Origin of the sequence: Salinisphaera sp. (assembly GCF_002729955.1) — a bacterium.
Classification (GTDB): domain Bacteria; phylum Pseudomonadota; class Gammaproteobacteria; order Nevskiales; family Salinisphaeraceae; genus Salinisphaera.
Genome location: NZ_PBYA01000032.1, coordinates 96,050 through 110,625, shown reverse-complemented (window position 1 = coordinate 110,625; position 14,576 = coordinate 96,050). Strand labels below are relative to the sequence as shown.

13 protein-coding genes and 2 tRNA genes are annotated in these 14,576 nt (G+C 64.8%); 14 read left to right on the top strand and 1 reads right to left on the bottom strand.

What is annotated here, in order from left to right; translation table 11 throughout:
- Positions 1-190: 190 nt before the first annotated feature.
- The 11 genes from CMN27_RS09585 to CMN27_RS09535 all read left to right on the top strand — a co-directional run bounded on the left by CMN27_RS09585 (position 191) and on the right by CMN27_RS09535 (position 9,453).
- The gene (locus CMN27_RS09585; protein WP_293625914.1) at positions 191-1,924 is read left to right on the top strand and encodes a tetratricopeptide repeat protein; all 1,734 of its coding nucleotides are present in this window, start codon (positions 191-193) and stop codon (positions 1,922-1,924) included.
- On the top strand, positions 1,921-2,547 hold the full coding sequence (gene lolB / locus CMN27_RS09580; RefSeq protein ID WP_293625912.1) for a lipoprotein insertase outer membrane protein LolB: 627 nt from the start codon (positions 1,921-1,923) through the stop codon (positions 2,545-2,547). The genes CMN27_RS09585 and lolB overlap by 4 nt, the downstream gene beginning before the upstream one ends.
- A gap of 254 nt (positions 2,548-2,801) precedes the next feature.
- Positions 2,802-2,876: transfer RNA gene (locus CMN27_RS09575), tRNA-Gln, on the top strand.
- 373 nt (positions 2,877-3,249) lie between these two features.
- Entirely contained in the window at positions 3,250-4,203 is a 954-nt protein-coding gene (locus tag CMN27_RS09570; RefSeq protein ID WP_293625911.1) for a ribose-phosphate diphosphokinase, read from the top strand.
- Positions 4,204-4,365: 162 nt separating this feature from the next.
- Positions 4,366-5,097 (top strand): 50S ribosomal protein L25/general stress protein Ctc, encoded by a 732-nt coding sequence (locus CMN27_RS09565; protein WP_366515440.1) that lies wholly within the window; start codon positions 4,366-4,368, stop codon positions 5,095-5,097.
- Between the two features lie 48 nt (positions 5,098-5,145).
- Positions 5,146-5,739, top strand: a complete 594-nt coding sequence (pth, locus tag CMN27_RS09560) for an aminoacyl-tRNA hydrolase (RefSeq protein WP_293625908.1) — start codon at positions 5,146-5,148, stop codon at positions 5,737-5,739.
- A gap of 76 nt (positions 5,740-5,815) precedes the next feature.
- Complete coding sequence (ychF, locus tag CMN27_RS09555; protein ID WP_293625906.1) at positions 5,816-6,907, top strand: redox-regulated ATPase YchF; 1,092 nt, start codon at positions 5,816-5,818, stop codon at positions 6,905-6,907.
- Between the two features lie 84 nt (positions 6,908-6,991).
- Positions 6,992-7,067, top strand: a tRNA-Met gene (locus CMN27_RS09550).
- Between the two features lie 165 nt (positions 7,068-7,232).
- The gene (locus CMN27_RS09545) at positions 7,233-8,654 is read left to right on the top strand and encodes an AarF/ABC1/UbiB kinase family protein (protein ID WP_293625904.1); all 1,422 of its coding nucleotides are present in this window, start codon (positions 7,233-7,235) and stop codon (positions 8,652-8,654) included.
- A 47-nt stretch (positions 8,655-8,701) separates the two neighbouring features.
- A complete protein-coding gene (locus CMN27_RS09540; protein WP_293625902.1) occupies positions 8,702-9,202 on the top strand; it encodes a DUF2505 domain-containing protein in 501 nt (166 codons plus the stop codon).
- A 2-nt stretch (positions 9,203-9,204) separates the two neighbouring features.
- Positions 9,205-9,453 (top strand): DUF2970 domain-containing protein, encoded by a 249-nt coding sequence (locus CMN27_RS09535; RefSeq protein WP_293625900.1) that lies wholly within the window; start codon positions 9,205-9,207, stop codon positions 9,451-9,453.
- 24 nt (positions 9,454-9,477) lie between these two features.
- Here the strand turns inward: CMN27_RS09535 and mutS are convergent, their stop codons facing one another.
- Entirely contained in the window at positions 9,478-12,105 is a 2,628-nt protein-coding gene (mutS, locus tag CMN27_RS09530) for a DNA mismatch repair protein MutS (RefSeq protein WP_293625898.1), read from the bottom strand.
- Between the two features lie 206 nt (positions 12,106-12,311).
- On the opposite strand from mutS, the gene CMN27_RS09525 reads away from it, so the two are divergent.
- The 3 genes from CMN27_RS09525 to recA all read left to right on the top strand — a co-directional run bounded on the left by CMN27_RS09525 (position 12,312) and on the right by recA (position 14,563).
- On the top strand, positions 12,312-12,821 hold the full coding sequence (locus CMN27_RS09525) for a CinA family protein (protein WP_293625896.1): 510 nt from the start codon (positions 12,312-12,314) through the stop codon (positions 12,819-12,821).
- A 21-nt stretch (positions 12,822-12,842) separates the two neighbouring features.
- Positions 12,843-13,388, top strand: coding sequence for an RNA 2',3'-cyclic phosphodiesterase (gene thpR / locus CMN27_RS09520; RefSeq protein WP_293625894.1), 546 nt, complete (start codon positions 12,843-12,845; stop codon positions 13,386-13,388).
- 83 nt (positions 13,389-13,471) lie between these two features.
- The gene (gene recA / locus CMN27_RS09515) at positions 13,472-14,563 is read left to right on the top strand and encodes a recombinase RecA (protein ID WP_293625892.1); all 1,092 of its coding nucleotides are present in this window, start codon (positions 13,472-13,474) and stop codon (positions 14,561-14,563) included.
- The last annotated feature ends 13 nt before the right edge of the window (positions 14,564-14,576 follow it).

Below are 14,576 nucleotides of genomic sequence, written 5' to 3'. Positions count from 1 at the left end.
GGCACGAAAACCGCTGATGCGCAGCCGTTTTTCAACGCCCTCCAGAACCGAAGCCGGGGGCTGCCCGACTTCGGGTCACAAGGGCTTCATGGCGGCTGGCCGCGGCGAGCATGCTGGCGCACGCCCGTGCTATCAACCGGCGATGGACCGACTTTCATGCCGTGCTGGTAAGGCTGCGGCCGATACCGGCGTGCAGCGAAACCGCCTGCACCGGGGCGCGGCGGGGCTGCTGCTTGCCGGTATCGTGGCGTTGGCGGCCGGCTGTGCCGGCCAGCTTGGCAGCGCGCCTGCCGGCGCCGATACGCGTATCGATGCCAATGCCGTGCAGCCAAGCCCGGTGAGCCGGCGCGAAGCCTACGAGTACCACGTGCTTGCCGGCGAGATGGCTATCCAGCGCGGCAACCGCGATCTCGCTGCCCGCGAATATGTGGCCGCGCTCGAATATTCCAATGACCCGGCGCTGGCCAAGCGTGCCACTCGTATTGCGTTGTTCGCCGAGCAGCCCGATATGGCCTACAAGGCCGCGAAGATCTGGGCAGGCAACGAACCGGATTCGCTCGACGCCCAGCGCACGGCCACGCGCATGGCGGTGGCCAACGAGGATGCCGAGGGGCTGGCGAACTACGCGCCGGCGCTGGTTACGGCCGCGGCCTCGCCGGATATCGGCTACCGGCTGCTTGCCGATGTGGTCAGCGGTGCACCCAATGCCACCGACATGGTCATCGATACGCTCAATGACATGGCCCAGGCCGATAGCGATAGCGCGCCGGCACAATATGCGCTGGGCGTGGTCGCGCTGCGTTACGACCGGGCCGAGGTCGCCGCAGGCGCGGCAGAACGCGCGCTCGCACTCGATCCGAACTGGAATGATGCCGTGCTGTTGCAGGCCGGGGTCTGGATACAGGCCGGCGAAACCGCCAAGGCGCGCAAGCTCGTGGCCGGCCTGCCGGGCAATGCGGCCAGCCGCGCCCAATACCATCTGGCACTGGCCCGTCTGCTGATCGAGGCGGATCAGGAAGACGCCGCACTCGGCGAGTTCGAGCAGGCCATCGAACTGCAGCCGGACAACACCGACGCACGCTATGGCCTGGCGATCCTGTCGCTGAGTCTGGGCCAGCTCGAGCGCGCCGAGACCGCGTTAACTCGCCTGTACGACAACAACGAACGTGCCGACGACGCGGCCTTCTATCTCGGCACGATTGCCGAAGAACGTAAAGACTATGCCGACGCGCAGCGCTGGTATCAGCGTGTCGAGAACGGCGGGCATGCCTTCGAAGGGCAGGTGCGCGGGGCACGCATGATCTTCATACAGGGCGATCTGCCCGGCGCCCAGCGTCGCCTGAGCGAACTGCGCGACAGCTATCCCGACTTGAGCGAACAGCTCTACGCGGCCGAGGGCCAGCTGCTGTATGAGGCCGACGAGGCCCGCGCGGCGCTGGATATCTACAATCACGCCCTCGACGAAGTGCCCGACAGCACCGAGCTTCTTTATGGCCGCTCCATGGCCTATGAACGCCTCGGCGATATTCAGGCGGCCAAGCAGGATCTCGAGACCGTGCTGGAGCGCGAGCCGGACGACGCGCGTGCGCTCAACGCACTGGGTTATCTGATCGCCAACCACGGTAGCGACTATGAGCGCGCGGCGGGCTATATCCAGCGGGCGCTCGAAGCCGAGCCGGACAACCCGGCCATTCTGGATAGCATGGGCTGGGTGGAGTACCGTCGGGGCAACCTCGACGCCGCACGGCACTATCTCGAACGCGCCTACCGGGAGTTTCCGGATCCCGAGGTCGCCGCGCATCTGGGCGAAGTGCTCTGGCAACAAGGCCAGCACGAAGCGGCGCGGCGTATCTGGCAGGGTGCCATGGCCGACAGCGCCGACCACCCCGTGCTCACTGAAACCATCGAACGTCTCGACCCATGAAGAAACTGCTTATTCTGCTCCTGGCCGCGGCCGTACTCTCCGGCTGCGCGATCATCCGCAAGCCCGCCGAAACCGAAGCCGGCGTCGTGGATGCCGCTGCCTGGGCCGAACACAGGCAGGCGCTCACCGACTTCGACGTCTGGTCGCTTCAGGGCCGGGTGGCCACCGGCCAGCTTCTGGGGTGGACGGGTAATCTGAGCTGGCGTCAGCAGGGCGAAACCTTCGATGTGCGCCTGTCCGGCCCGCTGGGCGCAGGCGGCTTTCGTGCACAGGGCTCGCTTGAGGATTCCGTGGTCATTCAGACCAAGGACGAACGCTTCGTCACCACCGAACCGGATGCGCTGGTCGAGCGCACGCTGGGCTGGACGTTCCCGCTCGAGCCGCTGCGTTTCTGGGCGCGCGGTCTGCCCGCGCCCGGCGACTACGACCGCATCAGCGTCAATGCCCAGGGGCGCATGATCTCGCTCGAACAGAACGGCTGGGCGCTGTCCTTGCCCGAGTATGTCGAGCCGGAAAACATGCCGGCCGTGCCGCGGCGCATCGTGCTCGACAACGGCGAAACCCGCATTCGCCTCGTCGTCGATCGCTGGTTCAACGTCGACGGCGTATCCGGCGCGAATTGACACCGGCCGAAGCAGTCAAGAAAATACGCGGCCTTCGCGCGGGTGAAGAGAGTTTTCTCGATTCACGCAGGTTCGAGTCCTTCCGCGCAGCGGCAGGATTCGAACGAACGAAGACGATGAAGTTAGATGGGGCGTAGCCAAGCGGTAAGGCATCGGGTTTTGATCCCCCTGTGCCGCAGGCGCGATAATCCCGCAGGTTCGAGTCCTTCCGCGCAGCGGCAGGATTCGAATGAACGAAGACGATGAAAGTTAGATGGGGCGTAGCCAAGCGGTAAGGCATCGGGTTTTGATCCCGTGTACCGCAGGTTCGAATCCTGCCGCCCCAGCCATACAAGCGTCCGCGTAAGCGGACACGAAGGACAGCCGGGGCGGCTGGATGAGAACCTGCAAGGTTCGACGCAGCGCGCGAAGCGCGCAAGAATCGTGACGCGCAGCGGCACGAGCCCGCAGGGTGAGGCATCGCAAGATGCCGAATAATCCTGCCGCCCCAGCCATACAAGCGTGACGCGCGAGCGGACACGTAAATACAGCTCAAAGGCTGGATGAAATCGACGCAGCGCGCGAGCCCGGTCAGGGTGACGCGCCGCGCGACGAGTGTGGTTGAACAGCGCGCGGCAAGCGTGCATGTCCAGCATTTCATCCCGATTACCGTCCGCAGCGCGGACCGCTCACCTTCAATTGACAGCACGGCAGCACGAACCCATGGCGGATTCCAGGTTGATGGTCTTTACCGGCAACGCCAATCCGGCGTTGGCCAAGGATGTGGCCGGTTACCTCAAGTTGCCCGTGGGCAAGGCGAATGTCGGCAAGTTCTCGGACGGCGAGATCACGGTCGAGATCGAAGAAAACGTGCGTGGGCGCGACGTGTTCGTCGTCCAGCCGACCTGTCGTCCGACCAACGACAACGTCATGGAGCTGCTGATGCTCATCGATGCCCTGCATCGCGCATCGGCCGGGCGTATCACCGCGGTCGTTCCGTATTTCGGCTATGCCCGCCAGGATCGTCGCCCGCGCAGCGCGCGCGTGCCGATTTCGGCCAAGGTCGTCGCCAGCATGCTGGGCGCGGTCGGTACGGATCGCGTGCTTACGGTCGATCTGCACGCCGACCAGATCCAGGGCTTTTTCGACATGCCCGTGGACAACGTCTATGCCTCGCCGGTGTTGCTCGGGGATATCTGGCGTCAAAAGGACGAAAAGCTGATTGTCGTCTCGCCCGACGTCGGCGGCGTGGTGCGCGCACGGGCGCTGGCCAAGCGTCTGGAAGATGCCGATCTTGCGATCATCGACAAGCGGCGCCCCAAGGCCAACGAAGCCAAGGTGATGAACATCATCGGCGACGTCAGCGGCAAGACCTGCATCATGGTCGACGATCTGGTCGACACCGCCGGCACGCTCTGCCAGGCGGCCGATGCACTCAAGAACCAGGGCGCGACCAAGGTCAAGGCCTATGTCACGCATCCGGTGCTTTCGGGCAAGGCGATCGAGAACATCAGCAACTCCCGCCTGGACGAGCTGGTGGTCACTGACACCATTCCGCTATCGCCGGATGCGGCCGCCTGCGGCAAGATTCGCCAGCTGCATATCGCCGCGCTGCTGGCCGAAACCATCCGCCGGGTGAGCAACGAGGAGTCCGTGTCCACGCTGTACGTGGACTAGGCGTATTCGGCGCGGGGCCGGTCGCGCTCGCAGGTCGTGCATTTGCCGGCCAAGCGCGTATACTACGCGGTCTTTTGAAGTCGGTGGGCGGCGGCCCGCCATAAAACACAACGATCGAGCGGTCGACGGAACGTCCGGTGACCGTCCTTATTATTGGAGCGAATCGATATGGAAGCTTTCGAGCTGAATGCGGAAAAACGTACCGCGAAGGGCCGCGCCGAGAACCGTCGCCTGCGTCGCAACGGCCGCGTGCCGGCGATCATCTACGGCGGCAACGGCGAGCCGGTGATGCTGACCCTGGAGCACAACGACCTCGACCATCATCTGGACAACGAGGCGTTCTTCTCCCACATCATCAAGATTCACGTCGACGGTGGCAGCACCGAGGAAGTGGTTCTGCGTGACCTGCAGCGCCATCCGGCCAAGCCGTTCATCGAACATGCGGACTTTCTGCGCATCGTTGCCGGCGAAGCGCTGCGCATGAGCGTGCCGCTGCACTTCGTGGGCGAAGAGGAATGCCCGGGCGTGGCCGACGAAGACGGCATCGTTCAGCACAACATGAACGACATCGAAATCGAATGTCTGCCGCGCGATCTGCCGGAATACATCGAAGTCGACTGCTCCAAGCTGCATCTGCACGACGCCGTGCACCTGAGCGAGCTGGTCCTGCCGGAAGGCGTCCAGATCGTCGAACTGATGGGCGACGAGGAAGATCAGACCGATCGCACCGTAGTGTCCGTGCAGGTGCCCCGTGCCGCGATCGAACTCGAAGCCGAGGAAGAGGCAGAAGCCGAAGCCGCGGCTGCCGAAGAAGCCGAGGGCGAGGACGCCGAAGACGGCGAATCCGAAGACGATGCGGAAGGCGAGGACGCCGGCGAAGACGAAGACAAGTAGTCTTCGTCGCGCCCGCTCCGGCTTGCGCCTGCGCATTCGGGAAACGGCATGAGTGATCCGATTCGTGCCGTGGTGGCGCTGGGCAACCCCGGCGCGGATCATGCCAGCGATCGACACAACGTCGGCTTCTGGCTGGCTGATCGCCTTGCCGAGCGGTGGCGCCTGACGTTTTCGCCCGAACGCAAGTTCAAGGGTGATCTGGCGCGCTACGGGTCGGGCGACGCGAGCGTGTGGCTGCTCAAGCCGGCCACATTCATGAATCGCAGCGGCGATGCAGCGCAGCCGCTGTGTGCCTTTCACAAGATCCCGCCCGAGAGCGTGCTGGTCGTACACGACGAGCTCGACCTGCCTGCGGGCACGGCCCGGTTCAAGCAGTCGGGCGGCCACGGCGGCCATAACGGTCTGCGCGATATCACCCGGGTGATCGGTACCCAGTACAAGCGGTTGCGGATCGGCATTGGCCATCCCGGCGATCGATCGCTGGTACTGTCCTATGTGCTGGGCACGCCGTCGCCGGACGATCGGATTGCCATTGACGCTGCCATCGATGCCGGTATCGACGCGCTGGAGCTTGCGCTCGACAAGGGCTGGGATCACGGCGCCCAGCGGCTGAATTCGCGCAAGGCGCCAGCCAGCGACTAATCCCGCACTGTCGACAACACGTCATCGCGATGCGCCTGCGTTGGCGCTGCACTAACGCCATCAGAGGTTTGTTCACATGGCTCTTCAGGTCGGTATCGTCGGTTTGCCCAACGTGGGCAAGTCCACACTTTTCAACGCGCTCACCGCGGCCGAAATACCGGCCGAGAACTACCCCTTTTGCACCATCGACCCGAACGTGGGTGTGGTGAGCGTGCCGGATCCGCGGCTGACCGCGCTGGCCGGTATCGCCAGCCCCGAAAAGACCATTCCCACGGCGATCGAGTTCGTCGATATCGCCGGGCTGGTCGCCGGCGCCTCGACCGGTGAGGGGCTGGGCAACCAGTTTCTGGCCAATATCCGTGAAACCGACGCCATTCTGCATGTGGTGCGTTGCTTCGACGACGACGATGTCATGCACGTGTCCGGCCGGGTCGATCCGATCGCCGATATCGAAACCATCGATACCGAGCTGGCGCTGGCCGATCTGACCACGGTCACCCGCGCCGCCGAGCGCACCGCCAAGGCGGCCAAGTCCGGTGACAAGACCGCCAAGCGCAACTTCGAGCTGTTCGAGCGCGTGCGCGACCATCTGGATACAGGCGCGCCGGTGCGGGCGATGGAATTCAGCGATGACGAACGCCTTGCGTTACGCGAACTGCATCTGATCACCGCCAAGCCGGCCCTGTTCGTTGCCAACGTCGACGAGAACGGCTTCGAGAACAATCCGCTGCTCGACCGCGTGGCCGAGCATGCCGCGGCCCAGAGCGCGCCGGTGGTCGCGGTCTGTGCGGCGCTGGAAGGCGAGCTTGCGCAGCTCGACGGCGATGACAAGAACGAATTCCTCGCTGATCTGGGCCTTGAGGAACCCGGCCTCGACCGTGTGATTCGCGCGGCCTACGAACTGCTCGGTCTGCAGACCTTCTTTACGGTCGGGCCCAAGGAAGTCCGGGCCTGGACGGTGCGCCGCGGCGCGACGGCGCCGCAGGCGGCCGGGGTGATCCATACCGACTTCGAACGCGGCTTCATTCGTGCCGAAGTCATCGGTTACGACGACTACGTCAGCCTCAAGGGCGAGAAAGGGGCCAAGGAAGCGGGCCGTCAGCGCCTCGAAGGCAAGGAATACGTGATGGTCGAGGGCGACGTCGTACACTTTCGTTTCAACGTCTGAAAACGGGCTGTCGCACGGGCCATCGTTGGCGGCCATTCAAGGGTTGACACGAAGGGCCTCGGCGAAGAAACTACGCGGCTTTCCGGCTATGTAGCTCAGGGGTTAGAGCATCGTATTCATAATGCGAGAGTCGGTGGTTCAAATCCACCCATAGCCACCAGGCGACGTGCACCTTCGATTCGTCGAAGGTTGGAAGGGATCCGGCCAGCGCCGGATCCCTTTTTTTATGCCCGTAGCGCGGCCGCGAATATCGGTATCGATCCCCATCCGACAAGCGCGGGCGACCTGATAGACTCCAACCTTTATCCAGCGTTCGACATGACGTATGGCCTCCAAGTCCGACCGTAAAGACCGCAAGCCGCTCAAGCTCAAGACGGGCTCCTTCGACCGCAATGCGGCCATGGCCCGCATGGGCGTGATGGCGGGGGCGTCGTTCGCCGGTCATACGCTGGGCAATATGTTCCGCAGCAAGGAAGACCGGGAACGACGCAACCGCGAGTTCTACGTCAAGCAGGCCGAATTCCTCGCCGACGAACTGGGCCAGCTCAAGGGCAGCGTGATGAAGGTCGGCCAGATGCTGTCCGTCTACGGCCAGTATTTCATGCCGCCCGAGGCCATCGAAGTGCTGCGCAGCCTGCAGGACGACAGTCCGCCGGTCGCCTGGGAAGACCTCGAGCCGGTGGTGGTCGAACGCCTCGGCAAGAAGCGTCTGGCCGAGCTGGAGATTGATCCTGAGCCGATGGCGGCTGCCTCCCTGGGCCAGGTTCATCGCGCCAAACGCAAGTCCGACGGTCTCGAACTGTGCGTGAAGATCCAGTATCCGCGTCTGGCCGATGCCATCGACAGCGACATCCGCACGCTGACCCAGATCGTGAGGCTGGCGCGGCTCGTGCCCAAGGGCATGGAGTTGAACGCGATCATGGAAGAGGTTCGCGAGATGATCTACCGCGAGGTGGACTACGACCGCGAACTGCGCATGACGCGCGAGTTTTCCACCCGCCTCGAGGGCGACGAGCGCTACGTGGTGCCCCAGGTATTCCCGGAATACTCCACTGAAACGGTGCTGGTGACTTCTTATGAGGCCGCCCACCACGTCCAGAGCGAGGCCGTACAGGATCTCGATCAGGCGCGCCGCGACGAGATCGGGCGCAGCGCACTGGACCTGTTCTTTCGCGAGTTCTTCGTCTGGGGCATCGTGCAGACCGACCCGCATTTCGGCAACTACAAGATCCGTCTGCGCGAAGATGGCCCGGATCAGATGGTGCTGCTGGATTTCGGCGCCACGCGCGAGTTCGCACCGCGTTTTCTCGGCTCCTACTACGATGTGGTGACCGGCGCCTTCGAAAAGGACGCCAAGCGTTTGATCGACGGCGCGATCGGCATCAACCTGCTGCGCCGCGATTCGCCCCAGCATGTCTTCGATGCCTTCGCCAAGGTCGGTATGCTCATGATCGAGCCGTTCGCCGACGACGCGCCGGATGAACTCACCACCCCGGATGGCGCCTATCGCTGGGGCGAGTCGGACCTGCCGTTTCGCGTATCGCGGGCGGTTTCCGATGCGGCGATCTCGCGCTGGTTCCGGATTCCACCGCGCGAGATCGTTTTCCTGCATCGACGCATGGGCGGCGTGTTCGTACTGCTGGCCGTGCTCGATGCCGAAGTCGATGCCCACGGTATGCTCGCCTCTTATCTGTATCGCGACGACGGCTCGCCGTCCGCCAACGACATGGACCGCCCCACCGACTGAGCGGCCCCGGCTTTCATCGTTACCCGCAAGCACAAGGAACGCGCTGAATGAAGTTCGAAGAAACCTACGATTTCGATTATCCCGTCGACGTGATCATGACGATGTTCGGCGACGAATCGTACTATTTGCGCAAGTACGAGCGCCTGGACGGGCGCAGCGCCGAGCATATCGATACCACCCAGGGTAAGGACGAGTTCGAAATCACCGTGCGCTACGGCTTTGGCACGGAAGAAATGAACCTGCCCGACATGATCCGTTCGCGCATGCCCAAGAAGGTGGACATGCTCCAGACCGACCGCTGGGATCTGGCCGCGAACAAGGGTCGTATCGATATCGACTTCGAGAAGACGCCCGCAAACGTGGCGATCGACATGCGCATGAAGGACAACGGCGGCAAGGCCCAGATGACGCTCGGCTTCAATATCAAGGTCGAGGTGCCGATGCTGGGCGGGCGCGTTGAGAAAGCGATCTCCGGGCCGCTCACGCGCCGGGTATGGCGGGATCTGGATATCAGCAACGAAATGGCCGCAGAGTACGCCGGCAAATAACCTTGACTGAGCGTAACGACAAGGATGACAGCAAGGGCGCGCCGGCCGGAGATGGCCGGCGGCCGCCCACACTATGGCAGAGCTGGATGAGCGTCATGGCCGCTTTCTTCGGGGTGCAGTCGAGCGAAAATCGCAAGCGCGACTTCACCCGCGGGCGGGCCAGTCATTTCATCCTGCTGGGCCTGGTGGCCACCGTGCTTCTGGTGGTGCTGCTGGTCGGCCTGGTCAAGCTCGCCACTTCCATGGCGTGACCGACCGGACAACGACCCGCGCGCTCAGTGCGGGTCGGTCTGGGCGGCCATGCGCTTGAGGCGGTAGAGCAGTTCCAGCGCCTCGCGCGGGGTGAGTTCGTCGCAGTCGAGCTCGGCCAGGGCTTCGTGCACCGGGTCCGGCTCGGCGGGCTTGTTCTCGGCCGGCGCTGGCTCGAACAAGCCGAGCTGCGGGCCGGACTGTTCACGCGACTGGGCTTCCAGCTCGGCCAGGTGTTTTTCAGCCTGGCGAATCACGCTCCGCGGCACGCCCGCCAGCGAGGCTACCTGGAGCCCAAAGCTGCGCGATGCGGGGCCCGGCCGGATCGCATGTAGAAACACCAGCTTCTGCTCGCCGCCACTGTTGTAGTCGGCCACCTCGAAATGGGCGTTCCGGCTCGCCGGCCAGTCCTCGGCAAGCTGGGTGAGTTCGAAATAATGGGTCGCGAATAGCGTATAGGCGCGGTTGTGGCGGGCCAGGCGTTCGGCCACCGCCCGTGCCAGCGCCAGGCCGTCGTAGGTGGACGTGCCACGGCCGATCTCGTCGAGCAGTACCAGCGAGCGCTCGGTGGCATGGTGCAGGATCTGCGCGGTTTCGCTCATCTCCACCATGAAGGTGGATTGGCCGGCCGCCAGGTCGTCGCCCGCGCCGATTCGGGTGAAAATGCGATCCAGCGGGCCGATTTCGGCGGCTTCGGCCGGCACGAAGCTGCCGATATGGGTGAGCAGCACGATCAACGCGGTCTGGCGCATATAGGTGGATTTGCCGCCCATGTTCGGGCCGGTGATCAGCAGCAGGCGGCAGTCGTCGTCGAGCTCGGTGTCGTTGGCCACGAATGGCGTATCGGAGAAATGCTCGACCACCGGATGACGCCCGCCGGTGATACGCACGCCCGGGGCGTCGGTGAGCGTGGGCGCGACCCAGTGATAACCCAGCGCGCAGCGTGACAGCGCACACAGCACGTCCAGGCTTGCCAGCCCGGCCGCGATCGACTGCAGCCGGGGCAGATGGGCAGCGAGTGTTTCGACCAGCTCGCTATACAGGGCTTTTTCCCGGGCCAGCGCGCGTTCGCGGGCCGACAGCACCTGATCCTCGAACTGCTTGAGTTCCGGCGTGATATAGCGCTCGACGGCCTTGAGCGTCTGCCGGCGCTGATAGTCGATGGGCGCGGCATCGGCATGCACACGACCCATTTCGATGTAATAGCCGTGCACGCGGTTGTAGCCCACCTTGAGCGTATCCACGCCGGTACGTTCACGTTCGCGGGTTTCCAGGTCCGCGAGATAGCCATCGGCGTTGGCCGACAGATCGCGCAGCTCGTCGAGCTTTTCGTCGTAACCGCGGGCGATCACGCCGCCGTCGCGTACCACCACCGGCGGTTCGGCCACCACCGCGCGTTCGAGCAATTCGCGTACCTCGTCGGCCGGGTCGATCTGTTCGTGCAGGGCGGCCAGCAGGGGCGCGTCGAGGCTGGCCAGTGTACGACGGATGGCCGGCAGCGCGGCGAGCGCGCGGTTAAGGCCCGACAGATCGCGCGGGCGCGCCGAGGCCAGGGCGATGCGCGTGGCGATGCGCTCGACGTCGGGCACTTCCTTGAGCCGTTCCGACAGCCCGGCATGACTGCCCGAAAGCAGCGTTTCGATGGCCAGATGGCGATGGCGCAGAATATCGAAATTGCGCAGTGGCTCGGCCAGCCAGCGGCGCAGCGCGCGTGCGCCCATCGCGGTGGCGCAGCGATCGAGCAGGCCGACCAGGCTGTGGCGGGTATCGCCCGAGGCGCTGCGTTCAATTTCCAGGTTGCGGCGGGTGGCCGCATCGAGCACCAGCGTATCGGTGACCGCATAGGTGCGCAGGCTCTTGATATGAGACAGCGCGGCCTGCTGTGTGGCCTCGACGTAGTCGATAAGCGCGCCGGCGGCGGCGATGGCGCGCGGCAGGTCGGCACAGCCGAAGGCATCCAGCTGGGCCACCTCGAAAAAGCCCTCCAGGCGCCGGCGTGCGCTGATGGCATCGAACAGCCAGCTGGGGCGGCGGGTCAGGGCGACGCCGTCGGCGGGCAGCTCGAGCGAGGCCTGTTCGCTGACCACGATCTCGGCCGGATCGAGCCGGGCGAGTTCGGCGGCCAGCGCCGTTTCGTCGGCGACTTCGGTCACTGCGAAGTCGCCGCGGGCCAGTTCCAGCACCGCGATACCGATCGCCCGCTTGGCGGGGGCGATGGCCACGATCAGGTTCGCGCGCCGGGCATCCAGCAGGGCATCGTCGGTGACCGTGCCCGGTGTGACCACGCGTACCACTTCGCGCTTGACCGGGCCCTTGCTCGCCCCGGGTGCTTCCAGCTGTTCGCAGATGGCGATGGACTCGCCCTTGGCGATCAGCCGCGCGAGATACTGTTCGGCGGCGTGATAGGGCACGCCGGCCATCGGGATCGAGCGCCCGGCCGATTCGCCGCGCGCGGTGAGGGTGATATCGAGCAGTTCGGCGGCGCGGTGGGCATCGTCGAAAAACAGTTCGTAGAAGTCGCCCATGCGATAGAACAGCAGCATGTGCGGATAATCGGCCTTGATGCCAAGGTACTGGCGCATCATCGGCGTATGCGCGGCGTACTCGCCGGCCGAGCCGTCAGTGCGCGAATCGGTGCTGGGGCGTGCGCTCATGAAGCAGTCTGTGTCGGTAAACGAACAAGCAAGGCGACCCGGCTGGCCGCAGCGCGCAATTGTAGACGCCCGCCGGAGAACGCGCAGAACCCAGCCTGGGGGCAGGCCGCGCGCGTGTGCAGTTGCGCGCTTCGGCCACACCGCGATTGTCAGTCGGTACGGGCAACAGCCCGCAAATCGGGCGATGTCTTAGGCATAATGCAGCCATGACGGTACCTTACGACGCCCAGACCTCGATTGCTTCGCTCGTCGATCAGCTGGCCACGCTGATGACCGGCCGCGGGCAAACCCTGGCCACTGCCGAGTCCTGTACCGGCGGCATGATCGCGGCCGCCTGTACCGACCGCGCCGGCAGCTCCGAATGGTTCGAGCGCGGCTTCGTGACCTACTCGAATGCGGCCAAGCAGGACAGCCTCGGCGTGAGCGGCGAACTCATCGAGCGCCACGGCGCGGTCAGCGAGCCGGTGGTGGCGGCCATGCTCGATGGCACGCTCGCGCACAGCCCGGCCGACTGGGCGATCGCGGTTTCCGGGGTCGCGGGCCCCGGCGGCGGCAGCGACGACAAGCCGGTGGGCACGGTCTACATCGGCTGGCTTGCACGAAACCGGCCGCCGGAAGTGGTGCGCTATCAGTTCGACGGCTCGCGCGACGAGGTCCGCAGCCAGAGCGTGGTGGCCGCGCTGGTAGGGCTGCGCGAGCGTGTCGACGCCGGCTGAGTACCGCCGCCGCGCCGGCCGATGACGGCCGCGGCGGAACCACCGCGCGACAGCCAGCGGCTGTTCTTCGCGCTCATGCCGCCGGCCGCGGTGGCCGAGCGTATTGCGACCACCGCGGATCGGCTTGGCCTGGACGGCCGGCGTATCGAAACGCCGCGTCTGCATCTCACCCTCGTTTTCCTCGGCGCCGTCGAATCCGCGGCCCTGGCACGCTTTTGCACCGCGGCCGATGCGATCGAGGCGCCGGCGTTCACGCTCGTTCTCGACCGCCTGGGTGCCTTCGAAGCCCCGCAGATCGCCTGGCTCGGACCGTCGAGCCCGCCGCAGCCACTTCTGGACTTGGCGGCGGCGCTGGATAAAAATACAATTCGCAGTATTGAGAATAGGCGTTTTCGCCCGCATGTCAGCGTCAGACGCAGGGCTGCCCGCGTGCCGGCGGAGCAGATCGAGCCGATCGTATGGCCGGTGGCGCACTTTTCGCTGCTGTGCAGCGGCGAGGGCGGCCAGCCGGGCGCCTATCGGGAATTGCGCCGATGGCCGCTCCCACGGCGGCGTCCGGCAGTGTGAAATAATGGCCGCGAACGGACCCTGACTGCCTCGCCCTGGCCGGCGCGGCGACCGTATCCACGAACGACAAAGCGACGATAACTATGGACGAAGATCGTAAGAAAGCACTGGCAGCTGCACTGAGCCAGATCGAGCGCCAGTTCGGCAAGGGCTCGGTCATGCGCATGGGCGACCAGGACACGAGCAATATTCCGTCCATTTCCAGCGGTTCTCTTACCCTGGATATCGCGCTCGGCATCGGCGGCTATCCGCGCGGTCGCGTGGTGGAAATCTACGGTCCGGAATCATCGGGCAAGACCACGCTCACCCTTCAGGCCATCGCCGAATGCCAGAAGGCCGGCGGCACGGCTGCGTTCATCGACGCCGAGCACGCCCTGGACCCGACCTATGCCGAAGCCCTCGGCGTGGATATCGAGAATCTGCTGATCAGCCAGCCGGATACCGGCGAACAGGCGCTTGAAATCGCGGACATGCTGGTACGGTCGGCAGCGGTGGATATCGTCGTGGTCGACTCGGTGGCCGCGCTCACGCCCAAGGCCGAAATCGAAGGCGAAATGGGCGATTCGCATGTTGGCCTGCAGGCGCGCCTGATGAGCCAGGCGCTGCGCAAGCTCACCGCGAACATCAAGCGCACCGGCACCACGGTGATGTTCATCAACCAGATCCGTATGAAGATCGGCGTGATGTTCGGCAGCCCCGAAACCACCACCGGCGGTAACGCGCTCAAGTTCTATGCTTCGGTACGCCTGGATATCCGCCGTATCGGCGCGATCAAGAAAGGCGACGAGGTCATCGGCAACGAAACGCGGGTGAAGGTGGTCAAGAACAAGATGGCGCCCCCGTTCCGCAAGGCCGAGTTCGAAATCCTCTACGGCGAGGGCAGCTCCCGCGAAGGCGAGATCATCGATCTGGGCGTGGCCAACAATCTCATCGAAAAAGCCGGTTCCTGGTATTCCTACAACGGCGACCGCGTTGGCCAGGGCAAGGACAACGCCCGCAACTTCCTCAAGGAAAACCCCGAAATCGCGCAGCAGCTCGAGACCGCGCTGCGCGAGAAGCTGCTCGCGCCCAAGCGCAAGAAAAAGGACGAGCAGGCCGAGGCAGCCGCCGAGCAAGGCGAAGGCGAAGCCTCGGACGATCTGCTGGGCTCCGCGCAGGGCGGCAAGAACAGCTAGCCGCCTGCGTTTC